Raw genomic sequence first — 25,576 nt, 5'->3', positions numbered from 1 at the left:
CCGCCAGAGTAATCTCGCGGGGTTTTTTCTTTATTGAAGAATGCAGGTTAGGATGTTTTTCATATTAATCTGAACCTCCCATCTCTTTGAGTATTTTTTGAAATTCCTCTCGAATCCACATGCAACGATGATCTTGATGGTTTCTTTCATGCCAATACCAATAAAAATTGACCTTAGGTAAATTTAGTTCGTTAGGAAGTGGCGTAATCCAGATAGGTTGTTCAGCAGCAATGCGTTCTGCTACGCGTTGTGGCAGCGTAAATAATAGGTTGCTACCACTGCAATATTCCGCAACAGAATTGAACCCTGCCAGTCTGACCATCACTTGGCGTTGATAACCTTGCTCTGCTAACACCTTATCCATAAACCCAGGTCCTTTACCCGTGATTGATACTAGTCCGTGAGGCGCTGTTATATAGTCTTTAATAGTTAAAGGTCGATTTGCTAAGGGGTGTTGTGCATCCATCACGCAAACGATCGGCATTTGATCAACATGAAAGCGGTGTAACCTAGACTCCGAGTGTCCTGGCGCAATTCCACTTAAGCAAAAATCCGCCTCGTCACGATCCAGCATGTTAAAGCTATCACCTTCCTGACGAAGAATTTCGAAGCGCATGTAAGGTGCTTGCTGTCGAAGAATACGAATTAATTTAGGTATATACAGCGACAATTCCATATCTAAACCGGTGATACGAATTAGGTGATCATCTATAGCAGGATCAAACTGTGGTTGTGAAATAAGCTCTTCAAGCTGCTTTAAGTGCGCCTTTAACGGTGCTTTCAATGCCAATGCACGTGCACTTAGGTCGTAACCATCACCAGTCCTGACCAGTAACGGGTCTTTAAACCCATCTCTTAAGCGAGTTAAGGCGCGACTAACGGCAGGCTGACTCATGTGTAACCCTTGCGCAGCCCGAGATACATGACGCTCTTCTAAGAGTCGATCCAGGACCACTAAAAGATTCAAATCAAAGTTACGTAAATTCACTTGATGCATAGTGGTTATCCTTATAATTCATTAGAAGAATAATACTGGAAGCGATAGACTGCAATCCAGTTTAAAAGGAAGCAGCTCAGGAAGCGGTTATATGGCTTTGAATAGACACTTGATGAACTCGAAGGATAGCTACGGTTGGATCAATATTGCTGTGCACTGGGTCATGGCACTGATGATGTTAGGGATGTATCCATTAGGTCTTTATATTGTGTCGCTAGGATATTACGACCCTGGATATAGAATTTATCCAAACCTACATCGCAGCTTGGGAATCATCTTGGCAATCTTGCTATTGATGCGTTTGGGCTGGCGAGCCGTCAACCCAACACCACGAAGTTTAGCCCAGCAGCCTTGGGAAAAATGGGCCGCACACTCAGCGCACCTATTGCTGTATGTATTGCTCGTGATTGTTTTAGCATCAGGGTACTTTATCTCTACTGCTGATGGTCGAAGCATTCATGTCTTTGATTGGTTCCAAGTGCCAGCATCACCTTGGTTTCGTCGCCAAGAAGAGCTTGCAGGCATGATCCACTTTTACGCAGCAACGACCATGATGGTGTTAGTCGCCATGCATTTTCTAGCTGCACTTAAACATCACTTTATCACTAAAGACTGGACTCTGAAGCGAATGCTCGGAGTCAATGAGGAGAACACGCTATGACGTTAAAGCCACTTTATGGACTTATGCTCGCAGGTGCCTTGGCATCCACTTCTGTAATCGCAGCAGACTATGTTATTGATACACAAGGTGCTCACGCATCTATCAACTTTCGTATTGATCACCTAGGTGTAAGTTACGTCGTTGGGCGTTTTAATGAATTTGAAGGTCGTTTTCACTACGATGCCGATAACCTAGATGCAACCACTGTTGAAGTAGATATCAATGTCGCGTCCGTTGACTCTAACCACGCTGAGCGTGACCGTCATATACGCAGCGGTGATTACCTTGATGTCAGCCGCTTTGCAGACGCTCGATTTGTCAGCACTGCTTATACCGACCAAGGAGATGGAAAAGGTGTACTAGAGGGTGATTTAACTCTTTATGGCCAAACCCTACCGATTAGCATCGATGTAGAGAAAGTAGGTGAAGGTCAAGATCCTTGGGGTGGCTATCGTGCAGGATTTACAGGGACTACGGTGTTAAATCTTCCTGATTTTGGCATGAACTTTAATTTAGGACCAAGAGCCGAACAGGTGCATTTGGACTTAGTTATTGAAGGCATTCGTCAATAAAAGAGTAACGTTCAGTAAATCATCCTCTATGAGCTAGGCCAACATACAGAAACGTTTGGCTTGGCTCATTCTCTATGCATATTTATCTTGTCCCTAGATATCCAATAAATCTACCCTTTAAGTTTGCACCTTAGGCAGTCATTTCTATACCATCGCATGAAAATAACAATGCGTAAGGAATAGAACTGTATGTCTAACAATCTTGTAAAAACTCAAATTGACAGCCAAGGTGTGCAGCGACTCACTCTCTGTGATGCAAGTACCCGCAACTCTTTATCGGAAGCAATGTTAGCGTGTTTATCGGAACATTTTGCCACTGCTTCAACCGATCCTACAGTCAAAGTCATTATCTTAGCGGCTGAAGGCCCTGCGTTTTGTTCTGGCCATAACCTCAAAGAGTTAACCGCTGCCAGAGTGAATGAGGATGGCGGAAGGGCGTACTTCAGTAAAATCATGCAGATGTGTGCAAGCATGATGCAAGCCATTGTGAATTGTCCCAAGCCGGTTATTGCAGAGGTAGACGGCATCGCTACCGCAGCGGGTTGTCAGTTGGTGGCGAGTTGCGATTTGGCCGTATCTTCTGACAAATCTCAATTCAGCACCCCCGGTGTCCATATTGGATTATTTTGCTCCACACCAATGGTGGCTTTGTCACGTAATGTGGGCAATAAACACGCCATGGAAATGTTACTGACGGGCGACATGATTTCGGCTCCTAGAGCGTTAGAAATGGGGTTGATTAATCAAGTGGTCCCAGCAGATTCGCTACTAGAAGCTACCAGTGCGATGGCCAGTAAAATTGCGTCAAAGTCGAGCATGACGTTGGCAACGGGCAAAAAAGCCTTCTACGCTCAACGAGAAATGACGCTTTCCGATGCCTATGACTATGCTTCACAAGTGATGGTTGAAAATATGTTGGCTCAGGATGCAAAAGAGGGTATTGATGCTTTTATCAATAAGCGTCAGCCTCAATGGCAACATAAATAATCAGGGATTAACACTACTGTGAAATGATTAGATTGATAAATTTCGTGCATTAGAAAACCTATCACTTAGGGGTCGGACATGAAACTCAACTGCGATTTAGGCGAAAGCTTTGGGGTATGGAAAATGGGCATGGATGAAGCCGTCATGCCCTTGATTGATCAGGCGAACATAGCCTGTGGATTTCATGCCTCTGACCCTCTGACGATGCTAAAAACGGTTGAGTTGGCCTGCAAACATAATGTTGAGATAGGCGCACATCCCGCTTATCCAGATTTGGTTGGCTTTGGACGTCGCTCCATGGCTTGTAGCGCTGATGAGTTAAAAGCATTGATCTGGTATCAAATGGGGGCCTTAAACAGTATCTGTGAAGCATTCGGAACACATATCCAATATGTGAAGCCCCATGGTGCGATGAATAATGACATGATGAAGTCGACCGAGATGCTCAAAACGATTATGGAAGCAGTGGCAAGGCATGAAGGTGTAGCTTTGATGCTTCCTGTTAGCATGGCTCATGCTGATCATAACGCCATGGCCAATGACATAGGTTTACCCATCATATTTGAAGCCTTTGCAGATCGAGCTTATACCGATGAAGGGCAACTGGTTTCCCGGGCTATAGAGGGCAGCGTTTACCATGAGCCAGCAAAAGTGATCGCACAAGCGGAATCCTTCGCGCATCGAAGTGGTGTTAGATCGATCAATGATCATTGGTTAGACCTGCCAGTCGATAGTCTCTGTATTCACGGGGATAACGAAGCCTCCATTGCGGTCGTTAAAGCCATTCGTGATGCGATAGGTAAACAGTTGTGAAGGTCAGCTCGGTTTCAGAAAACGCCTGCTTGATTCAAGTGGGTGATCAGATTAGCGAATCACTCACGGCGGTGATCGCTAAACTATCATCAGCTATTGAAGAGATCTTAGGTGATGCGCTAATTGATTTGATTCCTTCCTACACCACCTTACTCTGTATCTATGATCTGAACAAAGTTGACGACTTGTGGATGCTAAAAACGCTTAGGCAAATTACCCAAGAAGTAGGCACAAACCAAAATCATGAAGTTAACACTCTTGAATCCTTGGGACGATTGATCGAACTGCCGGTTTGGTATGATCCTGAAGTCGGTTATGACTTGGAAGAAATGGCGAGTGATAAACAGATGAGTCACGCTGAACTCATTCAACTTCATACAGCCAAAGAATATCGAGTCTTTGCAAGCGGCTTTATGCCGGGTTTTGCTTATATGGGAAGTGTTAATGCTGCCCTGGCAACGCCAAGACAAAAGACCCCTCGTAAAGCGGTCGCCGCAGGCAGTGTTGGAATTGCTGATACACAGACATCCGTGTATCCCGCTCAATCGCCGGGTGGTTGGAACATCATTGGTCGCAGTCCGACGCGTTTGTTTGATATCAGTCGAGGTGATAAGGCAGCACTGCTTCAGGTGGGTGATAGAGTGCGTTTCCTATCCATAGACAAAGCCACCTTCCTAGAACTAGGAGGTCAACTTGGCTAACTTACACATCATCAAACCCGGTTGGCAATCCACGCTTCAAGACCTTGGCCGTCAGGGCTATTTTCGCAGCGGTTTGTCGGAAGGCGGCGCGCTGGATGAAATCGCCTTTCGTTGGGCAAATGCACTGCTCAATAATCCGTCGAATGCAGCCTGTATTGAAATTCTCATGGGTGATTTCGAGGCCGAGTTTGAACAAGCCACCTGTATTGCCATCACGGGAGCCGACTTAGGCTGTACCCTGAATGGTCAAGCTGTTGCTAATTGGCAAAGCTTGGCAGTGAAAAAAGGCGATCGAATTTGTTTTAACTCGCCAGAAACAGGATTGCGCGCTTATTTAGCGATTGCAGAGGGCTGGCAGACGCCGATTCAATTTGGCAGTCGTTCTACCGTGTTAAGAGAAAAACTGGGTGGATTAGATGGCGATAAGTTAAAGGCAGGGCAGCAGCTTGCGTATCAAGCCAATTCAGAAGCGCCCATGCAAACACTGAAACCTCAATGGATTCCTAATTACAACGCTGAGCTGATTCTAAAAGTATTACCCAGTTATCAATACGAACAGTTTTCTGAAACCGCCAAGCGACGCTTTTTTACCAGCGAATACATTGTGTCGCAACGAATTGACCGCATGGGCTATCGCTTAGAAGGCCCTGCAGTGATGGCTGCTAACCAACAACTCATCTCTGAAGGCATCGCCATGGGTGCCATTCAAGTACCACCGGACGGCCAACCCATAGTGCTACTCAAAGATCGACAAACCATCGGAGGCTATCCTAAATTGGGATGTGTCGGATCATTAGATTGCAGTTTGCTAAGCCAACAAGCGCCGGGCAAGCAGGTTAGGTTTGAGCTTTCGGATGTGGCGACGGTGCAAATTGAAAGAAGGTTGTTTGAGAGGAAATTGCGGTGTTTCAATAGTAAGCGTTCATAGTTGAAGTTCTCGAACCGTTGAAATACCCCTTCCATCATAAATAAACTCAAAGTGTCTTGTCTGCACGGCCGACTCTACATACATCGGAGACATCAATGCCCAGCAAATAGCACCATTATTTCTGACAGAATGATATTGAATACCCGCATCGCCAGATTGCTTAACCTTAGCGCCAAAAGTTCTGGATAGTGTGTAATCATCGGGTGCGTGTATGGCATCCATTACAACCGCATCAATCAACTTCGCTGAAAAAATTACTTTGATGAATCGCATATCTATCGTGTCGTAATGAAGTCCTTCGATGTTACGTAAGTAATTCTCCTGATGATATCGTGTCTCTGCAATAGCGGTTTTGGCGGTATCAGCTAGGTAGAGTATTCCAAATGATCCATCGCTAAATCGTGAACCTTGTGGGTTAACATGGGTGAATGGAGCGGTAGCATAGTTCGCCCCAGAAATGCCGTAGGGAATTTCGTTTTTCTGAATAAGATTCAGATCACCCAGCTCATTGAGAATTCTAGGATTCGTCAATGCTTGCAAGGCATAAGCCGTATCAAAGTCTTCAGAATCCATAACATCGTCAAATAATGTAGTGGGAGGAAACTTCGAATTCACCATTCGACAGGACTCCTGCCCGGATAAAGTGATATATTCTTGGTTTTCTACCATTGCCCATTTCTCATGCTGTCGATTCGCTTGAATACCTCATACAAAGCACCAAAGTTACCCGAGCTGATGATAGAGAGTGGTGAGCGGCCGTTAAAAAATGGGTTATGATTGATCATACTCATAAAACCATAAACGTTATCCGGATTAGAGAAGACGATTCGTAATGCTTGATGAATATTGGCAAGATAGCTTAGGCGTTCAAGCTGATCATTGCTTAATGTTACTGTGCTAGGGTCTTTTAGGTAACGATGAAATGAGCTTCTGGGAATTCCCAATATGGCATGCTTCTGTGCAGCGGAACATCCCCAGTTATCTAGGATATTGTTACCCAATTTAAAAGCCGCAGCATGATTGATTTGAGAGGAAGGTTTAGTCTCTGCTACTGTTGTCATCATGAACTCCTCTACATAACGGTAGTCATATAGTAGCTCCATATGGGATTTATTTCAATATTTAAACCCATTTGAGATATTGACCTTGCGTAGAGTTGTTGAATTCAATCATCTGACCGCATCCTCCCAAGCAAATGACTAAGAACGGCTATTTTGTCTTCATGCACTTCTTGGTTTAGTCTTGTTTCGACCAAAATAGCAGTGTCTTTTAACGCAGCAATACACTCGTCATAAGCCTGATTAGCTTGCTTCATGCTCAGTTGGCACGCATTCACACCAAAATCAATAAGATATTTTTTACCCCACCATTTTTTACTACCCATCAATGTCAGGGCGGCAATATCGTGTTTAATGTAGCAGGTTGTACTCACCACATCGTATGCTGGAGATAGTCGAATATCCTCAATTGAATCATAGAGTAACCCGAAGTTTTTTAAATGAGCATCACCATTTTGTAATCGAGTATTCATCACAATCATTTTAAAAAACTGAACTAAAGAGAATTGCTTATGATGAGGTGAAACAAATAACTTAATCGTCTTGGCAACCTGTTCATAACTGCCGCTGTATTTATCATCTCGATGCTTTGCCTGTAAAACACACATATCCTCAAAACCGGGGTGGGGTGGCTGTTCATTGAGATCGAAACGCTTCATGATAAAAAGCGCATCGTCATCAGATAAATAAAACTCGGGTACCGGGATTTTCGCGTGTTTAACCGCCTTCATGCAGAAATATTCATTCAGTGCCAGTTCGGGATACTCAGGGCCCCAGGCTTTCACGATATACTCTTCAAATGATAAAGATGCTTTGTTAAGAATCTGGGCCAGTACCTTTGGCTGGACACCACTCAATGCTGATTTAAGCGCAAAGCGTCCAACAAGTTCTTTAAATAATTGCTTATCCATTGGGTGAAGCAATTCACTCAACGTAACAGAGCTATCATGAATTGAATCATCCGGTACTGATCTATTATAGGACACTCTTCCATGAATACTCGGTGCTAACAGCCTTAAAAGACCAAAATCATCGGTATCAGTCAGCTTACTAAAATGCTTTTGTATAACAGAGCGAAGATAACCCTCCGGCAGGTGCATTTCGAAGAGTGGATGAAGTGTGCCATGGCTTACGTAGCTTGATAGGCGCTTTGGCATGGTTAACGAAACAAAATGATTTTCAAAAGAATCTTGATCATAGTTAAAGACAAACTGTTTCTTTTCCTTGGCCAGCTGCCCTGTAGCTTCGTTATTGACGAATAGATCCAAGCTATTCTCCATCCCTCAGCTCCTCATAGGTTGGAAAGGGTGACTTCTCTCGAAGTCGTATCTCGAAACCTAAAATATCCAGTATCTTGATCAGTTTGCGTGTTCCCACATCCCCAATGCGCCCGTTTTCCAAGGCATTAAGCGTCGCCCTAGATATGCCGGCATAACTTGCCAATTGTTCTTGGGTCAGCTTTTTGGCTCTACGCAAGTGAGAGATCTGTTGACCGAGTTCGATATAGTCCATTTTTTGTATAAAATACTTTACATAAATTTATTTTAATTCATATGTGTAAAGTATATTAGTCTAAATATTCAGCGTAATCTAGCTTACAGGGATCTATTCACGGCGTGTCAAATGGATGTAAAGGTATAAATTGACACAGATCAAATTAAGTGAATTTAGTAACTAAAATAACCAATTTTAGGAAAAACTCCTATATCCTTACGATATGTGTAACATTAAAGTTACAACATCAGATCGGCCAAGGACTGGCCTAAGACTTCAACGATAGAAGTGATCTGACATCTGCTCCAATCATGGGGTAGACGCTAGACAAGGAGTGTTTAGTGCGAGAGGGGATCGAGCAAGGATGCAACGTGAACCTCTCACTTTCCCGCCTCTAATAAACCCTTGTTAATCCAAACAACTGACTTATACTATGCTCATGTTTTACAAAGAAAATGGAGTAAGTAAGTGGCTGATCGTGAATGGTATCTAGTGCAGTGTAAGGTTGGTGAAACGCAACGAGCGCTGGAAAATCTTGAAAATCAGTCTTACGAATGCTTTCTACCTATGATCGGTGTGGAAAAAATTCGTAACCGTAAGCGTCGTCTAGTGCAAGAACCCTTATTCCCTGGTTACCTATTTATCCATATGGATCAGTGGGAAGATAACTGGCAACCCATTCGTTCTACGCGAGGCGTGACCAAGCTGGTGGCCTTTGGCGGTTATCCCGTTGCTGTTGATAATGGCCTGGTCGAACTCTTGAAGCAGCGTTGCGCCCAGCAAGAAATGCTTGCTGCGCTAAATGAGGGTGAAAAAATCCTCATCAAAGAAGGGCCTTTCGCTGGATTGGAAGCCATTTTTGAATCCTATGATGGCAACGAACGTGTCATTATCCTACTGAATTTCCTCAATAAACAGCAAAAGCTGACAATCCCTATAGGAAGTGTATCCAAAGCGCAATAGCGCTAAAGAGCAGCAATCCAAGGTTCCCTCACTACTCCATTCGGGGGTACAATAAGACCACAAATTAAACGCAGGGAAGGTAGTGCAGCAATGCACATGCCCTGCGGTAGCCTGCCTGTTAATCAAAAGTACGCAACGAAACGCTGATTTAAGACACCTCGGAGTCAATACGGATATGAAAATTGCCATTGCCGGTACCGGCTATGTAGGTCTTTCCAACGCCATGCTGCTGGCACAACACAATGAAGTGGTCGCGGTAGATATCATTGAAGAAAAAGTTAACCTGCTAAATCAAAAGCAATCGCCTATTGTCGATGCTGAAATTGAAGATTTTTTACAGAACAAAAAGTTAAATTTTCGGGCAACACTGAATGCGCAAGAGGCCTATCAAGACGCTGACTTCGTTATCATCGCTACGCCTACCGACTACGATCCTAAGACTAATTACTTCAATACTAAAAGTGTTGAAGCAGTCATCCAGCAGGTTATGGCCATCAACCCTGTTGCAACTATGGTGATCAAATCAACCGTTCCCGTAGGCTACACAGTCGATGCTTGCGAGCGATTTGGTACACAAAATTTAATCTTCTCACCAGAGTTCTTACGCGAAGGCAAAGCGCTTTACGATAACCTATATCCTTCGCGTATAATCGTGGGTGAGCAATCCACACGTGCAGAAACTTTCGCCAATCTTTTACAACAAGGTGCAATCAAAAAAGACGCTCCTGTTTTATTTACTGATTCCACCGAAGCAGAAGCGATTAAACTCTTTGCCAACACCTACCTAGCCATGCGAGTGGCCTATTTTAATGAATTGGATACCTATGCAGAGTCGCACGGTTTAAACACCAAACAGATTATCGAAGGTGTGGGCTTAGATCCGCGTATCGGTGATCACTACAACAACCCCAGTTTTGGTTATGGTGGTTACTGCTTACCCAAAGACACCAAGCAGCTGCTGGCGAACTACGACGAAGTTCCGAGCAACCTGATTCGTGCCATTGTTGATGCCAACACCACCCGTAAAGACTTTATCGCCCAATCGATCTTAAAGCGTAACCCCAAAGTTGTTGGAATCTATCGACTGGTGATGAAATCCGGTTCCGACAACTTCCGCGCCTCAGCGATACAGGGCGTGATGAAGCGTATCAAAGCCAAGGGTATAGAAGTGGTGGTTTACGAGCCCGTAATCGAAGAAGACAACTTCTTCAACTCCCGCGTGGTTCGTGATCTTGAAGAATTCAAACAGATCAGTGATGTGATTGTGGCCAACCGTCCATCGGATGCACTGACCGATGTAATGGACAAAGTCTACACACGGGATCTGTTTGGGAGCGATTGATAGTGCCTACCATATCCATGTTTTATGGTGTCTTGATTCAACTATACTATTTTGATAATGAGAGACATCACATCCCACATATACATGCTAGATATCAGAGCCAAAGTGCATCCTTCTCAATATTAGATGGAGAGTGTTTGTCAGGTTCGCTACCATCAACAAAGATAAAATTGATACAAGCATGGATAGAAATTCATAGAGAAGAGTTGTTAGCTAACTGGGAATTAGCTATTAATGGACAGGAACCGTATAAGATAGAGCCGTTAAGATAAATTTCTTGGAGGTAATTATGCACAAAGTAATTGAGGTAGAAGTGCTCGAAAATTTCAAACTTCTTTTAACCTTCAGTGATCAACAAAAGCGTATATTTGATGCTACAGAATACCTAAATAAAGGTGTTTTCATTAAGTTAAGAAATGGAACGGTTTTTAATCAAGCTTATGTTCAATGGGATACAGTATGTTGGCCTGGTGAGTTAGATATTTCACCAGATACGCTTTATATCAAATCAAAACCGATCGATGAGTTAGCAGCATAACAATGTGTCTATCCCCTAACCAAGTAAAGATCCTGACGTGTTTTTAGATGTGCTAACGACAGAATTTAAAAATTTAGATGTTCTTAAACAATTTGTCTATGGTTTACTCAATCAAGTGGATGAGTTAACTAGCTAACCCAACCCGGTAACGGACTACCATGAACATACCAATACAACATCACGGCGCAAAAGATGGCGTCACTGGCTCTTGCCATCAGCTACACATTGATGAATACCACAGCTTACTCATCGACTGCGGCATCTTTCAAGGCAACGAAGCCAACGAGCACAATACACAACAACTCGACATAAATTTTGACATCAGCAGCGTCAAAGCCCTGATTGTCACCCATGTACATATAGATCATGTGGGACGTATCCCTTGGTTGCTGGCAGCTGGTTTTGAAGGGCCGATTATTTGCTCACAACCATCAGCTAAATTGCTCCCGCTGGTGCTTGAAGATGCATTTAAACTCAGTATCAGCCGCCAGAAACACCTGGTTGAAAAATACCTGAAAACCATTGAATCACGCCTCGTTGCTCTGCCTTACAAGCAATGGTTTACGCTTAAAGATACAGCAGAAAACAGCACAAAAATTAGACTACAACGAGCAGGGCATATTTTAGGCTCGGCCTATGTCGAAATTAACGTTAACAAAACACGTATCGTTTTTTCAGGTGATCTTGGTGCACCTCATACACCCTTGCTACCGGCGCCGAAGCCACCTTACAAAGCCGATATATTGGTACTAGAAAGTACCTACGGTGATCGCAACCACGAAAACCGAGCGACTCGTAAGCAGCGACTCAAAGCCGCCATTGATCATGCACTGGAAAACCAAGGGACTGTGCTAATACCGGCCTTTAGCATCGGCCGCACGCAAGAATTGCTGTATGAGTTTGAAGAGATACTCGACGGACAGCTTCCCGTCATACTGGACTCACCCTTAGCCAGTCGATTTACTCAGATCTATCGTGAACTCAAGCCCTTTTGGAATGAAGAAGCACACGAAAGACTCAAAGCAGGGCGTAAACCGTTGGCCTTTGACAATCTACTCACCGTCGAAAGTCACGATGATCATTTAAAAATGGTTCATCACCTAGCGACCTCAGGGCGACCTGCGATAGTCATCTCTGGCAGTGGCATGTGTACCGCGGGAAGAATCGTCAACTACTTGAAAGCCATGCTAGGCGATGAACGACACGACATATTGTTTGTAGGCTATCAAGCAGAAGGCACACCCGGTCGCATCATCCAACAATATGGCCCTAGAAATGGCTATGTGGAACTCGATGGTGAACGCTACACCATTAAAGCCAAAGTCGACACGATTGGTGGTTATTCAGGCCATGCGGATCAAAATGGGCTGGTTAGGTTTGTGAAAGGGATGAGGCATAAACCAAACGAGATAAAACTCGTGCATGGCAGCCAAAAGGCTAAAGATTCACTTAAACAAGCGTTACAAAAAGTAGTAAAATCAAACATTAGCTAAAGTATAGATACCATTGCTCCCTTCAGTACGGTTACAATTTTACCCTTATTTCAAACGCTACAAGGTAGTGCGCCATTCGCACATGCCCTGCGGTAGCCTGCTTAACGGTTGGGTATCTAGCCAGCGTAAAGGAATTACATAGCACTCCATGAATTTGATGAATGAAACCAGAACATTTGTTGTCTGGTTTGCCCGCCTGAACAAAGTGTGCCTCAAAACGCGTCCATTCTGGACACTTTTTGTCATTGGTGCCACTGTGGTATCCAATGTTGCAAAACTATTGGCATTTTTACTTCCCTTAAAAGTCGTTTTACTGGCTGGCTCTGATGGAGTCCCTCGCTATTTTGCATTCTTTATAGATTCAGCTGATAAAGATGGATGGATCATCGGTCTCACACTTGGCGCTATTGTAAGTTATATACTACACCTATCACTGGAAGCTCTGACTAAGCGTATGTCATTGAAAGGTGGTAAGCTGGTGTTACAAAATGCAAACGCATTGTCAGTAGCAGGTAATCAAGAACGTATAGCACAAAAATATTATGGACAAGTGACAGGCCTAACGGCAGAAGGTCTGCTGCTTTTTTTAATGTTGTTAGTTATTAGCATCATTAATACGGGCTTAGTATTAAAACTACTGGCTTTAGCACTAATATGGCTCATGATCACAATCATTTGGTTGTCTACAGGAAAGGAATTCAACCCGAGTTGGATTGAAAATAACGCGAAGCTCTATATCAGTGTCGTGACATCGACATTATTCTTGGCAGGCTTTCTGTTAATCATACACCCTTACATTGTCGGAGGGGGTCCCAATCTATTGCTTTCCCTCGTTTCAATTGTATTACTTAAGCGCAGTTCAAAGGCTAGCTACAGTTTAATATATGGAAGTATTTCGCTAAGAAGTGATCGAGCACAAGTAGATCCACTCATGTTTCGAAGTGGAAAGATAACCAGAAAAGAGCTTCCGACACGAAATGCTTTACAAGACCTTTTTCAAAAGCCCCAGCGCGAGGCATTAGTGCGTGCGCATCTACCAGAAAAATATGCGACTTACCAAGTAGATGTAAAGTGGGAGGATCAATCTATTCGAGGGCTATATAGTTTTAAAATTGTGGCAACACCTGCTAACGGTGGTGAGCAAGAATTTTTAAGATTAAATGTAGTCAGTTACCGAAATAAACACCTATTCGAACGAGAAGAACACTTATTCAAATATATCAGTCGTGAATCGCTTAACGCACCTGAGTTAGTGACGAGTTTTAAAGTAGAAGAGTTTTTCTGCAAGATAGTTGAATATGTTACGGGAGTGACGTTTACGCTTCCACAGTGGCGTAAATCGGCTTTATCAGTTTTAAAAAAGCAGTGGATGGTAAGACCACCCAAGCAACTGGTGCAAGATTACAAGTTGAGTCACCAAATGATGTGGCGTCGTTTCAATGCAGAGTTTTTTGAAAGGGCTAGAATTGCAGTTGAAACAGAGGAAGAGCAATTAGCACTCGATCATTTTATTAATGGGCTAAATATAACACTCAAAAGGCTATCAAAGATGCCTCTTTATATTGCTAATTCAGAAATGCGTGCAAGTAATACTATTTCTCACAAAAGTGAAATGGATAGAGAAGGATTAATTTTTTGGGGTAGATGGCAAATAGTACCCTTAGGGTACTATTTGCCTAGGCTTGAAACTATTAAATCTACACTGGATGAAGTAATATCAGGATCACACACCAGTTTAGAAGATGTTTTATGGGTGAATAATTTAGCAAAGATAGAGCAAGCTATTATTGGACAAAATTACAAGAAAGCTATTTTACTTATTATGAAATCTGAAAAAGCAGTGAAAGGTGTTGAGAAGAAATGAAAAAGATTGGTTATACAACTGGTGTATATGATTTATTCCATATTGGACATTTAAATCTTCTTAAGAAAGCGAAGTTGGAATGTGACTATTTAATAGTAGGTGTGACAACAGATGAGTTGAGTGAGTCGCGTAAAGGAAAAAAACCAATCATCCCTTTTTTGGAAAGAATGGAAATTGTTGAGCATATAAAGTTTGTTGATGAAGTTGTACCACAAACCAACATGGATAAATTTGAAGCATGGAATAATCTTCGCTTCAATAAAATGTTTGTAGGTGATGATTGGAAAGGCACTGATAAGTGGAACGAGATAGAGAAAGAGTTTGGCGAGGTGGGTGTTGAGATTGTATATTTCCCTTATACTAAACATACATCAAGTACAAAATTGCGTGAAGTCCTTGAAAAGATAAGCTAAATTTTTAATTAAATAATAATGATGATAGATATGCTAAGCGAAACGCAAAAAAAACAGTATACTGAATATCTTTTATTTCGAAGTTTTTATACAGGTTTTGAACCACATGAAAGTGTGCTTGATGTACTACCAAAAGTTAATTCAATAAAAATTGCAGAAGAAATTATCAAGAGTAAGCTTGACTGTTTAGCCTCACCTGCAATACTCCTTAGTAGTGGTATGGATAGTGCTTCAATACTTCCATATGTTTCGAAGCAAACAAAAGCATTCACGATACTTCATGAGGGGGATAGGTTTTCGGAGGTTGAAATTGCAAAAGAATACTGCTTGAAGTACAAAATAGAACATGAAGTTATCATGATAAATTCATCTGATTATCTTAGTTCTATTAATGCTTTGATGAAGAATAAAAAAATGCCTTTGAGCCCGGCTGAACCAATTTTCTATTTGGCTTCGAAACATATAGCTTCTCAAGGTTATACTGAAATAATCACAGGTGGAGGTGCAGATACCAAGCAAGGAGGGTTTGCAAGATTTCGAGGTGATTGTAGTGTAGACGAAATAATCAAAAAATATGAGAAAAAATATTTGAAGGCAAGTAAAATTTTAAAAGAGAGTGTAAATCCAGATTATGTGTTTGAAAACTATTTAAAGCAGGTAGAAGGTAAGTTAGTTGTTAATAGTCGGAAGATTCTGGCGGAAATAGGTGTTGAGAGATTTGCATTTGATAATGCAATATCCTTTGGAGGTTGTGCGCATGTGGCACCTTACTCAGAATTCTTATTCGAGTTCGATGAGGAAAGAAATCTTTCAGAGCCTAAGTACATGATTAGCAATCTTTTTGAGCATAATTATGGTATGCTGCCGCCAAAGAAGATTGGAATGCAAAAGCCACCTGACGCTCTAAGATTTTTTCTGCCAAAAACTCAGATTTTTAAATCAATCGACTTTAGAAAACTTAACTTCCCTCAGGTGTTTCTAATATATTCACTTGATTTATGGCATCATCAAGAGGTTTGTAATGAGTTTTAAATTGCTGAAGCGAAAAATTATTTCATTATTAGGAATGAATATAAAGTACGTATATGATTTGCTAATATATTGTTTTAATGTGACATCAAGTAACAGATTAATTAAAAAAGCAAGATATTATGAGTTTAAAAGAAATTTTTTATTGGCTAATCATTTCGGCAACGAGTTCAATGATCCTCTGGTAGATCTTTCGATTTTTAGGTTTGATGATACATATATTAAAATTAGTGGCATTAAGTTTAGTGTAGTTAGATCACCTGTAGGTCTTCTAGTAAAATTCTCATGTCCGAGTTATTATAATATTGATAGTGTTGAGTTATTGTGTAATGAATTTCTCTTAAGGGCTATAAATCTGAAAAAAGGTAGTAGATACTCAACTGTAAAGTACTTTATTAGGAGGTCGTCATTAAAATTTTTACCTAGATCCTTCTATATTAAATTCAGAGCTAACTTTAACTGTGGTAAATTGATTCAACCCGATCCTATTTTTGCTTTTATAAATCCTATTGGCATAAATTTAGAAGTGCCTTGTGATATTAGGGTTTTAAATAAAAAGGGTTTCCCAGTTTATACAATTTCTAAAAACATTCAGGTTCAAAATCAACAGGTTTTATTGTACGAAAGAGTTAGTTGTTTTCTTAAAGAAAGGTTTGGTATTGAGTTATTTGCGCTTTACGGAACTCTGCTAGGAATTGTTAGGGATGGAAAGTTAATAGAGCATGATGATGACTTTGATGTCGGATTTTACCTTGATGCTTACTCTCAGGAGTCTGTAAAAAAAGATCTGATAAAAATTATGATGGCTTTAGTTGAAAATGGTTTTATCGTGAGCGTAAATGGGAGAGGAAGGGCTTTCTGTGTATGGGATAGCTTAAGCAGTCATACATCACGTCTCGATGTCAGAGCTGTTTGGTATCAAGATGGAAAAACTTGGGCTCACTTACAAGCGTGCTTAGATATGACTAAAGATGACTTCTTACCTGCTATTTACAGAGAAGTGAATGGTATACGCGTGTTAATTCCTAAAAATGCTGAAACCTTTTTAATGCAAAACTATGGTAGTACGTGGAGAATTCCGGATCCATCATACAGTAATGCATCAGTTTCCATACCTGAAAAAGTACACAAACACTTGTCATTAACTACATTCAGTATTAAAGAGTTAAAGGAAATTAAAAAATCTATAAGAGGTGACTGCTCACATAACTTTATACCCAAGCAGTTACTTCCTTTGAGTGATTTTATAGATTTACAAGATGATTAGTAACCATTCAGACCATAAATAACTAAAAAGTACTTGGTATGGTTTTTTTTCAGTAACCCATTTTAAATCAATTGCTTACTGATAATTTCAGGATGGTTGTTGCGCCTTTCGTTAAACTCACTTAAACATTTACGTGCGTTTGGTGATGTGTATACTTGGTTACTCAGAAGAGCGACGTGAGGCCGTTATCAGGGGGCTTGATCAGTATCCAATATCACAAATACATCGGACAACTTATGCCTATAATACGGCTCAACCCTGACCGCTACATGTTAAGCTATAGGGATCTCGGTTCTAACGCATGAAGTCTGGATGAGGGCAGTTGAGATTAAAGCGGACTATAGAGAGCCCTTTGGCTGAACGTCCAGCGCCTGCCAAGGGCTTTTATGATCTCACGACAACTCAGCAGATGGTTCTAGGCTTTCTGCAGTGGTACGTCCATGAACATCGTCACAGCGCTATCCGGTGCGTGATAATGATGCAGCTTCATACCGGAGAGGAAAAAGTGATACTGGCGCAGCGATATGCACTCAACCTCGTCGCCAGGGCTGTACATCCTGTGTGCTGGAGCGGTCGCACCCGTAACTGGGAATCGGGCGCATTAGTGACTTTGAATTCAGAGCGAATATTGGTCACTGAGACAGTGCAGATGGCTGCATAAAATCGACAGGGTGACAAATATCTTGACAGTTAACGGTTGTAACTTCACGCAAACTGAGAAAAATTTTATGATGCACCTACTTCATTCGCTTAAGCGCCACGCCCGTTTTTTACTGACATGGCGAAATAGCCTTGCAGGTGTTTTTGTAATTTTTGGTTTAATTTCATTCAAGTTTGGCTTGCGAAAACTATCTCTCGTATTGCTAAATAATGCTGTATCTGCTAGCAAGAACACAAAATCTAACAAGGTTTTTAGCTTTTTCCAACAGTGCCAATTTTCACTTGAACATACATATACACAGGCTCATGGTATGTCTCGTGTAGAAGATCCTCTGCTACACTCACACATCCAATATAAAGATCAAATACAATCTCAGCGTCAAACTGGTGTTTTTGAAGCGAATTTTACTCATTTAGGTTTGCGTTTAGATGGCTTTGTTAAGCCTAATGTAACTAAAGAAAAATATGTTGAGTTATGGTTAAACGATCAATGTATTAGAACTTTGCCATTACATCGTAAACGCTTTATCCCACCTTTTTTTCATTTTCAGTTAAAACGTGAGGTTTTATCTCGTTTCCCAAATACAAGTTATTTGTGTATCAAAACAGTTGAAGGCCATAACTTGAGCGTAAATGGCTTTGAAAGCTTGAAACTGACCTTACCGCATGCAGATGGTTCAATCTTCAGCTTTCTCGATGCTGGTGGACGTATCGGTAAAAAAGGGTTTCTTGCATTAACGCCTGATGTGATTCATCAGCGACAAATGCGCTATTTGATGATTTATACAGAGGCTAGACAATATTTTACCCACACCTTTGGTTCCCCTTTGTTTTTGATGTATGGCACTTTGCTTGGTCTTGTTCGTGAAGGTGACTTTATACAAGGTGATGATGACTTTGACTGTGGCTATATTTCACACAAGCAGTCGGCTAATGAAGTGAAGAAAGAAACAATGCAGCTAGTGGTTGACTTGGTTTTGGCTGGGTTTACCTGTAGCTTTAATCGTAATGGACGTCTTTTTCGTTTAAGGTTGAAGGATGATAAACCCGATGTTCATTTGGATGTTCGACCTGTTTGGTATGAAGATGAGCATATTTGGGCGCACAAACAGGCACGATTACCCTTAAACCTTTCGGACTTTAACCCTGTACGTACAGAACAACTTCGAGGGGTTGATGTGGACATACCCCGTCACTCAGAATCCTTTTTAGCGGCCTATTATGGTGAAGGCTGGAAAGTTCCAGACCCTACCTACTCAAATGCATCACAGAAAACGCCTCTCTTCGTCAAGCGTAAGCTTAATTCGGTATGTATTACTCCCGTTGATTATCATGCAATGCAGGCACAAATAGAGCGTAAACGATTCGATCATCCAGGCGCGGGTCAATTGATCGCTACCGGTCTTTATCCTCTGTATCCTCTCGAGGAATATGAAGCTAATTGTGAATGGTAAATATTCTTGTCACCTAGTAAAAACTATCAGTTACTCCGTTACTTAAATCGTCAGCACAATATTGTTGAAAGATCTTTTTTTACAGTATTAGGATTTTTTGGCTGTTTATTCATCACGCAACGTTGGGTACTTGCGCGACATATAAGTCGTGTTTTCTGGCATGATCATTTTAAAGATGGCATGCGTTTAGCCTATTGGTACACCTGTCGTAGTTGGCTACCGATTGGTAAGCCTGGTAACGATCCTTTTTTTGTGGTGGTCGATGGAATGACTTTGAGCGAATGCCAAGCATTTCAAGCTTGGTTAGATCAACGTTCAGGTAAGCTTCCTCAGGTTGAATATGCCGTGTCCTCTTTGTTTGCGATGGCCCAAGTGGTCCATGAAGCAATAGCACAAAAAAACGCTAAACAGGGGGGGTATTTAGCTCAGTTTTGTTTAGCCTTGAATACAACGCTTAAAGGTTTAATAGATAAACGTACACAAGCGCAGACCTCCCCAATCAGTCAATTTGAGAAAGCCACTGTAAACGATCGCGAAGGTGACTTTGCCAGAGACGATGCAGAGGTTGCTTTGTTAGCGGTTTCAGACTTGCTACCTTTACAGGAATGGCGATGGTGCACACTATCCGGCACCTTTTTAGGACTGTACCGGGAAGGTGATTTCCTTGCTCATGATTTTGATATTGATTTAGGTCTCAAGGCAGAGTGTACAAACATTACAGCCTTAGTCGAAATATTAGAAAACTCTCAATTTTTTCAATCAGTTGAGACGACTTGGCAACGTCAATTGCAGTACAAAGATGAACAGTGGTCATTGATCAGATTGCCAGTCCTGGTTAAAGCAGTACATAAGAACGGTATCGCAGTAGACTTTTCAATACTGTATCGGGAAAAAGGTTACTTATGGCATGGTTCTATGATGCACCGATGGGAGCATTTGCCTTGGCAATGGCATCTGTATCAATTACGTGATGTTGAAGTATTTGGGCCTTTAGAAGCGGACCGTTACTTAACAGAAGCCTATGGTGACTGGCAAACACCTGTGAAATCCTTTAACTGCTCTAGTGGTCGTCATAACTTAGTGGTCGCACCTAATTTGTTGAGTGTTGCATTATTTTTACGTCGTTTGGCCTGGCATCTAGAACAACAAGACATTGCTGGTTTCGATAATGTGTTAGCGCAAATGAGACAGCAAAATGTGATATGTGATAATAAGATGAACCTAAATTGGTTTTCATCCTAATAGGAAGTGAAAAGAGGTTATCATGCAAAATGAATTAGCGCTTTTTCGCAAAAAATTTCAGTTAGATGATTTAACCTTAGTTGAGAATGATCATTGGGTACTATCTATACGTCCTCAGCAATTAACATTAGGCTCCATGGTTCTGAGTGTTAAGCATGAAGTGTACGACTTCTCAAGCTTAAGTGAAGATCAATCCTTGCACATGGCTGAATTGCTTGGAGTTGCTGAAAAGTTAGTTAAGGCCCGTTGGGGAGCGGTGCGTCTGAATGTTTTGTGCTTAATGATGCAAGACCCACTGTTACACTTTCATATTTTTCCGAGATATGATCGAACGGTCGAGTTTGCAGGTCGAGAATGGAAGGATGCTGATTGGCCTAAACCACCAAGTGTTGTGCCAACCGACATTTTAGCCGATGTAAACGCCGCCATTTACCGTGAATTGGTGCAATAGCAGGGACTCACTTTGACACAAGATTCGTTTTTACCCTTTTCTCGACCAGAAATCAGCGAAGAAGAAATTGCTGAAGTGGTTGATACACTGCGTTCTGGTTGGGTAACAACTGGCCCTAAAGCCAAGCAGTTTGAGCAGGACTTTTCTCATTACCTCACGGGTAATGAAAGTGATGCGTCAATCTATTCTGTAGCCGTGAACTCAGCGACAGCTGGGCTACACTTGGCGCTTGAAGCCTTAGGGATTGGTCCTGGTGATGAGGTCATTATCCCGACCTATACTTTTACGGCTACCGCTGAAGTTGTGCGTTACATGGGCGCTACGCCGGTATTGGTCGATATCCAACCTGATACATTTAATATCGACCCTATTGCTATAGAGGCGGCCATCACACCCAGCACACGTATGATCATCCCCGTACATTTTGCTGGTTTAGCCTGTGATATGGGGCAGATTTTACAACTCGCTGAAAAGTATCAATTACGGGTAGTGGAAGATGCGGCACATGCATTGCCGACCACCTGGGCAGGAAAAAAAGTGGGTACCCTGGGCAGTGATGCCTGTGTATTTAGTTTTTATGCTAATAAAACGATGACCACAGGTGAGGGCGGTATGCTGGTTACTCGTCATTCAAGGATTGCAGAGCGAGCGAAGGTCATGCGCTTGCATGGTATTAGCAAAGATATTTTTGACCGTTACCAGTCGAATAAACCTAATTGGTTTTATGAGGTGATCGCGCCCGGGTTCAAGTACAATTTAACGGATATCGCTGCGGCGATAGGTATTCAACAGCTTAAAAAAATCGATCAATTTCATCTTGCACGTGAACGTTTAGCACAAGAATACAACCAGTTGCTAAAGGACCTACCTTTAAGGCTTCCCACGGATGCGCCATCGGGTGATCTTCAGGCGAGGCATCTGTACCCTATTCGTTTGCTGGATCAGTCGGCTATTACCCGTGATCGCTTTATTGAGCGTATGGCTGAAGCGGGCGTCGGTTGCTCTGTTCATTTTATCCCGCTTCACCTGCATCCTTACTGGCAGTCATGTTGTCATGTGACGCCTGCTAACTTTCCCATTGCTCAGGCGGCTTTTGAGCAAGAGGTTTCACTGCCACTGTTTCCAAGTATGCAGTCCGAGGATGTCGTACGTGTTGTTGAAGCCTTAAAAAGGGTATTAGCACAGGAATGATGAAACGCTTACTGGATCTTCTGCTTTCAAGCATTGGCTTGATCCTCCTTCTACCGTTATTTCTCGTTATATCGATTTGGATAAAACTGGACTCAAAAGGACCAGTTTTTTTTCGTCAAGAAAGAGTAGGGCGTTATGGTGTCCCGTTTCGTATCTTTAAGTTTCGTACCATGTCGACGGATTCGGAGCAAAAGGGGCGTTTAACTGTAGGCAATGATCAGCGGATTACCAAAGTCGGTCATTTTCTTCGCCACTATAAGATAGATGAGTTACCCCAGCTTATTGATGTGTTGCGTGGAACCATGAGTTTGGTTGGGCCAAGACCCGAAGTGCAGGAGTTTGTCGATTATTACACACCTCATCAGAAAGAGGTTGTGCTATCGGTCAGACCTGGCATTACGGATGAGGCGTCGATCATGATGGTCGATGAGAATCAAATTCTCGGACAGTATGATGATCCTAAAGAGGCATACATTCGCTATGTACTTCCTCAGAAGTTGCAGTATTATGAAGCTTATGTGAAAAGCCATTCATGGATAAAGGATTTAAAGATTATTTATAAGACTATTCATAAAATTATGGCTCGTTAATAGGTTTTTATGATTCATACTTAACACATTGGGTAAATGATGCGTAAAGCAGAAACACCAGACTCATTAAAGCAACCCATCCATCTGCGATTGCTGTCGATGGAGCGTGGTAAAAAACGCTGGATCATGGTGTTAGCTGACCTTATTGTTTTGCCTTTCGCTCTTTATACCGCTTATGTGTTACGGTTTCATGACTTTTGGCCTGTTCGTTTTCTTGAGCCTGCCATTTGGCTTTTCCTGTGGGTACCTGTTTTTGGTATAGCTGTCTTTATTAAGTTAGGCCTCTATCGAGCCGTCGTTCGCTATATGGGTTCACAAGCGATCTGGACGGTAGTTGCTGGCGTCAGTATCTTATCGCTATCGCTCTGGGCTGCAGCCTTTGTTTTCAGAATTCAACCCTTCCCTCGATCTATCCCGATCAATTTTGCCCTGCTTGCCTTTGTTTATGTTGGTGGTACGCGCTTATTAATGCGTAGCTACTATCACTGGTTAATGAACCGTTTTTTAGAAAAAGAATCGGTACTCATATACGGCGCTGGTTCAAGTGGTGTGCAGTTAGCCAAAGCCTTGTCTGGTACTCACGAACTTTGCTGTATCGGTTTTATTGATGATGATCCAAGCCTATGGGGCAGTTCTGTTGCAGGTTTAAAAGTCTTCAAACCTGGACAGGTTCAGTCGTTAATACAAGGGCGCAAAATTGATTCAGTGTTGTTGGCAATGCCGTCCGCCACCCCCAAGCAACGTAAACGAATTTTGAATCGTTTAAGTAATTTTCCTGTGCATGTTCGAACCGTCCCACCGATGCATGAGATTGTGTCTGGTGAGTCCGTTGTTAACCTTCGTGACGTGGCTATTGAAGACCTGCTAGGCCGTGATCCTGTTCCCCCCATTAAACCGTTAATAGATGCTAGTGTCCGTAACAAAGTGGTCATGGTGACAGGGGCGGGAGGGTCTATTGGCTCAGAGCTTTGTCGACAAATACTCAAATACGAGCCTAAGTGCTTGGTCCTTTATGAGTTAAGTGAGTATGCGCTTTATTCTCTAGAGCAAGAGGTTTCCTCGTTATTAAGTAAAAAAAGTTATGATGTGCCATATATTTCGATGCTGGGTTCCGTGTGTGATGTGCCGCGCATAGAAGATACAATTCAACGCTTTCAAGTTCAAACCATTTACCATGCAGCGGCTTATAAACACGTACCATTGGTTGAGCACAACGTCCTTGAGGGGATTCGTAATAACACATTAGGTACCTTGGTGTTGGCTAAATCGGCACAAAAACTGGGTGTAGAGCGTTTTGTGCTGGTGTCTACGGATAAGGCAGTGCGTCCTACCAATGTAATGGGAGCAACTAAGCGTTTAGCTGAGCTTATTCTCCAAGACTTAGCAACACAGTCTTCAAATACCATTTTTTCCATGGTTCGATTTGGTAATGTGTTAGGCTCATCGGGCTCGGTGGTTCCGTTATTTCGTAAGCAAATAGAGGAGGGAGGGCCTGTTACCGTCACCCATCCGGATATTACCCGTTACTTTATGACCATACCAGAAGCGGCATCTCTGGTGATTCAAGCTGGTTCTATGGCGAAGGGCGGTGATGTGTTTGTGCTCGATATGGGTGAGTCCGTTCCGATTGTTGATTTAGCCAGACGTATGATTCGTTTGATGGGTTATGAAGTGTGCGATGATAAGCATCCCGATGGCGACATCGAGATCATCTTTACTGGACTTCGACCCGGAGAAAAGCTTTACGAGGAGTTACTGATTGGTGATGATGTGATTGGTACTGATCATCCCAAAATTATGCGCGCTTTAGAAGAAAAACTCTCCTCGGATGATTTGCAAAGAGTCTTGTCAGGTATCCAGTATGCACTGGATCAACACGACTCAACTGAAGCGCGTTTCCAACTGGAAAAGGCGGTTGCTGGCTTCAAACCATCCACCGCCATGGTTGACTGGCTAGCAATAGACTTGGTTAAGCAATCGGAAATGCGGTAAAGCGAGATGAGGAGATGAGGGTTGAAGTAACAATTCAAACGAGGATCAGAGACTAGCAATTTTTATACAGGTCTTAATGGGCAGCCACATTTCAGGCCGAATCTTATCACCAGAATCGGCAGGCAAGAAACCATACTATTGGTAAAAGGGAATGACGTCCGGAGTCATCGGGTCAACAAATAAACCTATTACAGAAATTTGGTGTGCGACCAGTGCCGTTCGATAGATAGCGTCAATCAGTAACCGTTCACCTATGCGCTGAGCTTGTTGTGAGCGATCTACTTAATCGTGCTAATTTTACAGCGCTGAGTGGATGAGGATAGTTTGCATAGTGATTGTGAGCCAGTGGCGTTGTCACTGAATAGCCGGTCAGGGTGTAATAGTCAATGATAGCAATGGGGGCTGCTTCACGGCAGGCTAAGCAGGTTTTTGATATGTTCTTTGCGGTTTTCTGTCTGGCTTGTTGTTGTAAAAAATAGATTTAGTTATGTGACACCACTATCAAATCCCTTTCGTTTATGTTGCCGATTTATTTCTTCAATGATTATCGACATTCACCGTTTCCTTGTAATGCTGTGTGGCTTTCAGCAGTTTACTGTTTGGTTTAGGTGGATTATCTAAGGCGGCAAACAAGGCATCTGCACTAGTCACTGAAAGATGTAATGTTTCAGTTTCCTGAATAACGTTGCATGCTTTTTCCATTGCCGCTTCAATCATGAACTGCGAAACACTGGCTCCAGTGTGCTCAGCGTAAGTGCCAATAAATCAGCACTCTACCCCTAGCTGTACTGAGTCACTTTTTTTGAAGCTTTCTCAAGCGGAGCATTCCATGGCAAGAGTTGTTCGAGTTTCTCTAGCGTATCGGCTTCTGCGATG

At 42.3% G+C, this 25,576-nt stretch carries 28 protein-coding genes; 22 read left to right on the top strand and 6 right to left on the bottom strand.

Annotation, left to right across the window (positions count from 1 at the left end; all coding sequences use genetic code 11):
• Positions 1 to 64: 64 nt before the first annotated feature.
• Entirely contained in the window at positions 65 to 997 is a 933-nt protein-coding gene (locus F7R24_RS13480) for a LysR family transcriptional regulator (RefSeq protein ID WP_151671788.1), read from the bottom strand.
• 91 nt (positions 998 to 1,088) lie between these two features.
• On the opposite strand from F7R24_RS13480, the gene F7R24_RS13475 reads away from it, so the two are divergent.
• The 6 genes from F7R24_RS13475 (at position 1,089) to F7R24_RS13450 (ending at position 5,659) form a co-directional block, all read left to right on the top strand.
• Positions 1,089 to 1,658, top strand: coding sequence for a cytochrome b (locus F7R24_RS13475; protein WP_151671787.1), 570 nt, complete (start codon positions 1,089 to 1,091; stop codon positions 1,656 to 1,658).
• Positions 1,655 to 2,230, top strand: a complete 576-nt coding sequence (locus F7R24_RS13470; RefSeq protein WP_151671786.1) for a YceI family protein — start codon at positions 1,655 to 1,657, stop codon at positions 2,228 to 2,230. Before F7R24_RS13475 ends, F7R24_RS13470 begins: the two co-directional genes overlap by 4 nt.
• Positions 2,231 to 2,419: 189 nt before the next feature.
• Positions 2,420 to 3,217, top strand: coding sequence for an enoyl-CoA hydratase (locus F7R24_RS13465; protein ID WP_151671785.1), 798 nt, complete (start codon positions 2,420 to 2,422; stop codon positions 3,215 to 3,217).
• Between the two features lie 78 nt (positions 3,218 to 3,295).
• Complete coding sequence (locus tag F7R24_RS13460; protein ID WP_151671784.1) at positions 3,296 to 4,030, top strand: 5-oxoprolinase subunit PxpA; 735 nt, start codon at positions 3,296 to 3,298, stop codon at positions 4,028 to 4,030.
• Positions 4,027 to 4,731, top strand: coding sequence for a 5-oxoprolinase subunit PxpB (gene pxpB, locus F7R24_RS13455; RefSeq protein ID WP_151671783.1), 705 nt, complete (start codon positions 4,027 to 4,029; stop codon positions 4,729 to 4,731). The genes F7R24_RS13460 and pxpB overlap by 4 nt, the downstream gene beginning before the upstream one ends.
• Positions 4,724 to 5,659, top strand: a complete 936-nt coding sequence (locus F7R24_RS13450; protein ID WP_151671782.1) for a 5-oxoprolinase subunit C family protein — start codon at positions 4,724 to 4,726, stop codon at positions 5,657 to 5,659. Before pxpB ends, F7R24_RS13450 begins: the two co-directional genes overlap by 8 nt.
• On the opposite strand, the gene F7R24_RS13445 is transcribed toward F7R24_RS13450, so the two are convergent.
• The 4 genes from F7R24_RS13445 to F7R24_RS13430 all read right to left on the bottom strand — a co-directional run bounded on the left by F7R24_RS13445 (position 5,654) and on the right by F7R24_RS13430 (position 8,229).
• Positions 5,654 to 6,277, bottom strand: a complete 624-nt coding sequence (locus F7R24_RS13445; RefSeq protein ID WP_240776123.1) for an RES family NAD+ phosphorylase — start codon at positions 6,275 to 6,277, stop codon at positions 5,654 to 5,656. The genes F7R24_RS13450 and F7R24_RS13445 overlap by 6 nt on opposite strands.
• Before the next feature lie 44 nt (positions 6,278 to 6,321).
• Complete coding sequence (locus F7R24_RS13440) at positions 6,322 to 6,720, bottom strand: antitoxin Xre-like helix-turn-helix domain-containing protein (RefSeq protein ID WP_151671780.1); 399 nt, start codon at positions 6,718 to 6,720, stop codon at positions 6,322 to 6,324.
• 104 nt (positions 6,721 to 6,824) lie between these two features.
• A complete protein-coding gene (locus F7R24_RS13435) occupies positions 6,825 to 7,997 on the bottom strand; it encodes a type II toxin-antitoxin system HipA family toxin (RefSeq protein WP_151671779.1) in 1,173 nt (390 codons plus the stop codon).
• Positions 7,987 to 8,229, bottom strand: coding sequence for a helix-turn-helix domain-containing protein (locus F7R24_RS13430; protein WP_151671778.1), 243 nt, complete (start codon positions 8,227 to 8,229; stop codon positions 7,987 to 7,989). The genes F7R24_RS13435 and F7R24_RS13430 overlap by 11 nt, the downstream gene beginning before the upstream one ends.
• A gap of 450 nt (positions 8,230 to 8,679) precedes the next feature.
• Here F7R24_RS13430 and rfaH point away from each other — a divergent pair, with 450 nt between their 5' ends.
• The 16 genes from rfaH to F7R24_RS13350 all read left to right on the top strand — a co-directional run bounded on the left by rfaH (position 8,680) and on the right by F7R24_RS13350 (position 24,700).
• Complete coding sequence (gene rfaH / locus F7R24_RS13425; protein ID WP_151671777.1) at positions 8,680 to 9,174, top strand: transcription/translation regulatory transformer protein RfaH; 495 nt, start codon at positions 8,680 to 8,682, stop codon at positions 9,172 to 9,174.
• 175 nt (positions 9,175 to 9,349) lie between these two features.
• Positions 9,350 to 10,516 (top strand): nucleotide sugar dehydrogenase, encoded by a 1,167-nt coding sequence (locus tag F7R24_RS13420; protein ID WP_151671776.1) that lies wholly within the window; start codon positions 9,350 to 9,352, stop codon positions 10,514 to 10,516.
• 17 nt (positions 10,517 to 10,533) lie between these two features.
• Positions 10,534 to 10,788 carry a DUF4160 domain-containing protein gene (locus F7R24_RS15015; RefSeq protein WP_420812991.1) on the top strand — a complete coding sequence of 85 codons (255 nt, stop codon included), beginning with the start codon at positions 10,534 to 10,536 and terminating at the stop codon, positions 10,786 to 10,788.
• Positions 10,789 to 10,805: 17 nt separating this feature from the next.
• Complete coding sequence (locus F7R24_RS13410; RefSeq protein ID WP_151671774.1) at positions 10,806 to 11,054, top strand: DUF2442 domain-containing protein; 249 nt, start codon at positions 10,806 to 10,808, stop codon at positions 11,052 to 11,054.
• Between the two features lie 158 nt (positions 11,055 to 11,212).
• Positions 11,213 to 12,547, top strand: coding sequence for an MBL fold metallo-hydrolase RNA specificity domain-containing protein (locus F7R24_RS13405; protein ID WP_151671773.1), 1,335 nt, complete (start codon positions 11,213 to 11,215; stop codon positions 12,545 to 12,547).
• Positions 12,548 to 12,695: 148 nt separating this feature from the next.
• Positions 12,696 to 14,411, top strand: coding sequence for a hypothetical protein (locus tag F7R24_RS13400; protein WP_151671772.1), 1,716 nt, complete (start codon positions 12,696 to 12,698; stop codon positions 14,409 to 14,411).
• Positions 14,408 to 14,824: an FAD synthase family protein gene (locus F7R24_RS13395; protein ID WP_151671771.1), complete on the top strand. Its 417-nt coding sequence runs from the start codon at positions 14,408 to 14,410 to the stop codon at positions 14,822 to 14,824. Before F7R24_RS13400 ends, F7R24_RS13395 begins: the two co-directional genes overlap by 4 nt.
• 30 nt (positions 14,825 to 14,854) lie before the next feature.
• A complete protein-coding gene (locus tag F7R24_RS13390) occupies positions 14,855 to 15,856 on the top strand; it encodes an asparagine synthase-related protein (RefSeq protein ID WP_168926838.1) in 1,002 nt (333 codons plus the stop codon).
• On the top strand, positions 15,846 to 17,120 hold the full coding sequence (locus tag F7R24_RS13385) for a LicD family protein (protein ID WP_151671769.1): 1,275 nt from the start codon (positions 15,846 to 15,848) through the stop codon (positions 17,118 to 17,120). Before F7R24_RS13390 ends, F7R24_RS13385 begins: the two co-directional genes overlap by 11 nt.
• A 352-nt stretch (positions 17,121 to 17,472) precedes the next feature.
• The gene (locus F7R24_RS13380) at positions 17,473 to 17,781 is read left to right on the top strand and encodes a hypothetical protein (RefSeq protein WP_151671768.1); all 309 of its coding nucleotides are present in this window, start codon (positions 17,473 to 17,475) and stop codon (positions 17,779 to 17,781) included.
• 310 nt (positions 17,782 to 18,091) lie between these two features.
• Positions 18,092 to 19,234, top strand: a complete 1,143-nt coding sequence (locus tag F7R24_RS13375; RefSeq protein WP_206057560.1) for a hypothetical protein — start codon at positions 18,092 to 18,094, stop codon at positions 19,232 to 19,234.
• Between the two features lie 6 nt (positions 19,235 to 19,240).
• Positions 19,241 to 20,476, top strand: coding sequence for a hypothetical protein (locus tag F7R24_RS13370; RefSeq protein ID WP_151671767.1), 1,236 nt, complete (start codon positions 19,241 to 19,243; stop codon positions 20,474 to 20,476).
• A 22-nt stretch (positions 20,477 to 20,498) separates the two neighbouring features.
• On the top strand, positions 20,499 to 20,927 hold the full coding sequence (locus F7R24_RS13365; protein ID WP_151671766.1) for an HIT family protein: 429 nt from the start codon (positions 20,499 to 20,501) through the stop codon (positions 20,925 to 20,927).
• Positions 20,928 to 20,939: 12 nt separating this feature from the next.
• Positions 20,940 to 22,118, top strand: a complete 1,179-nt coding sequence (locus F7R24_RS13360; RefSeq protein WP_151671765.1) for a DegT/DnrJ/EryC1/StrS family aminotransferase — start codon at positions 20,940 to 20,942, stop codon at positions 22,116 to 22,118.
• Positions 22,115 to 22,708 (top strand): sugar transferase, encoded by a 594-nt coding sequence (locus F7R24_RS13355; RefSeq protein WP_151671764.1) that lies wholly within the window; start codon positions 22,115 to 22,117, stop codon positions 22,706 to 22,708. The genes F7R24_RS13360 and F7R24_RS13355 overlap by 4 nt, the downstream gene beginning before the upstream one ends.
• A gap of 39 nt (positions 22,709 to 22,747) precedes the next feature.
• Positions 22,748 to 24,700 (top strand): polysaccharide biosynthesis protein, encoded by a 1,953-nt coding sequence (locus F7R24_RS13350; protein ID WP_240776121.1) that lies wholly within the window; start codon positions 22,748 to 22,750, stop codon positions 24,698 to 24,700.
• A gap of 537 nt (positions 24,701 to 25,237) precedes the next feature.
• On the opposite strand, the gene F7R24_RS13340 is transcribed toward F7R24_RS13350, so the two are convergent.
• Positions 25,238 to 25,462, bottom strand: coding sequence for a type II toxin-antitoxin system TacA family antitoxin (locus F7R24_RS13340; RefSeq protein WP_276613256.1), 225 nt, complete (start codon positions 25,460 to 25,462; stop codon positions 25,238 to 25,240).
• Positions 25,463 to 25,576 lie beyond the last annotated feature (114 nt).

Source organism: Nitrincola schmidtii (assembly GCF_008973715.1).
In the GTDB taxonomy this organism is placed as follows: Bacteria; Pseudomonadota; Gammaproteobacteria; order Pseudomonadales; family Balneatricaceae; genus Nitrincola; species Nitrincola schmidtii.
Note: the sequence above shows the minus strand (reverse complement) of the source record. Positions and strands in the feature narration are given on the sequence as shown.

Coding starts and splice junctions, on each gene's coding strand:
- F7R24_RS13465 (WP_151671785.1), top strand. CDS start 2,420: ATGTCTAACAATCTTGTAAAAACTCAAATTGACAGCCAAGGTGTGCAG.
- F7R24_RS15015 (WP_420812991.1), top strand. CDS start 10,534: ATGTTTTATGGTGTCTTGATTCAACTATACTATTTTGATAATGAGAGA.
- F7R24_RS13475 (WP_151671787.1), top strand. CDS start 1,089: ATGGCTTTGAATAGACACTTGATGAACTCGAAGGATAGCTACGGTTGG.
- F7R24_RS13440 (WP_151671780.1), bottom strand. CDS start 6,720: ATGACAACAGTAGCAGAGACTAAACCTTCCTCTCAAATCAATCATGCT.
- F7R24_RS13405 (WP_151671773.1), top strand. CDS start 11,213: ATGAACATACCAATACAACATCACGGCGCAAAAGATGGCGTCACTGGC.
- F7R24_RS13430 (WP_151671778.1), bottom strand. CDS start 8,229: ATGGACTATATCGAACTCGGTCAACAGATCTCTCACTTGCGTAGAGCC.
- F7R24_RS13400 (WP_151671772.1), top strand. CDS start 12,696: ATGAATTTGATGAATGAAACCAGAACATTTGTTGTCTGGTTTGCCCGC.
- F7R24_RS13355 (WP_151671764.1), top strand. CDS start 22,115: ATGATGAAACGCTTACTGGATCTTCTGCTTTCAAGCATTGGCTTGATC.
- F7R24_RS13390 (WP_168926838.1), top strand. CDS start 14,855: ATGCTAAGCGAAACGCAAAAAAAACAGTATACTGAATATCTTTTATTT.
- F7R24_RS13350 (WP_240776121.1), top strand. CDS start 22,748: ATGCGTAAAGCAGAAACACCAGACTCATTAAAGCAACCCATCCATCTG.
- F7R24_RS13420 (WP_151671776.1), top strand. CDS start 9,350: ATGAAAATTGCCATTGCCGGTACCGGCTATGTAGGTCTTTCCAACGCC.
- F7R24_RS13375 (WP_206057560.1), top strand. CDS start 18,092: ATGTCTCGTGTAGAAGATCCTCTGCTACACTCACACATCCAATATAAA.
- F7R24_RS13445 (WP_240776123.1), bottom strand. CDS start 6,277: ATGGTGAATTCGAAGTTTCCTCCCACTACATTATTTGACGATGTTATG.
- F7R24_RS13460 (WP_151671784.1), top strand. CDS start 3,296: ATGAAACTCAACTGCGATTTAGGCGAAAGCTTTGGGGTATGGAAAATG.
- F7R24_RS13410 (WP_151671774.1), top strand. CDS start 10,806: ATGCACAAAGTAATTGAGGTAGAAGTGCTCGAAAATTTCAAACTTCTT.
- F7R24_RS13385 (WP_151671769.1), top strand. CDS start 15,846: ATGAGTTTTAAATTGCTGAAGCGAAAAATTATTTCATTATTAGGAATG.
- F7R24_RS13395 (WP_151671771.1), top strand. CDS start 14,408: ATGAAAAAGATTGGTTATACAACTGGTGTATATGATTTATTCCATATT.
- F7R24_RS13470 (WP_151671786.1), top strand. CDS start 1,655: ATGACGTTAAAGCCACTTTATGGACTTATGCTCGCAGGTGCCTTGGCA.
- F7R24_RS13365 (WP_151671766.1), top strand. CDS start 20,499: ATGCAAAATGAATTAGCGCTTTTTCGCAAAAAATTTCAGTTAGATGAT.
- F7R24_RS13480 (WP_151671788.1), bottom strand. CDS start 997: ATGCATCAAGTGAATTTACGTAACTTTGATTTGAATCTTTTAGTGGTC.
- F7R24_RS13435 (WP_151671779.1), bottom strand. CDS start 7,997: ATGGAGAATAGCTTGGATCTATTCGTCAATAACGAAGCTACAGGGCAG.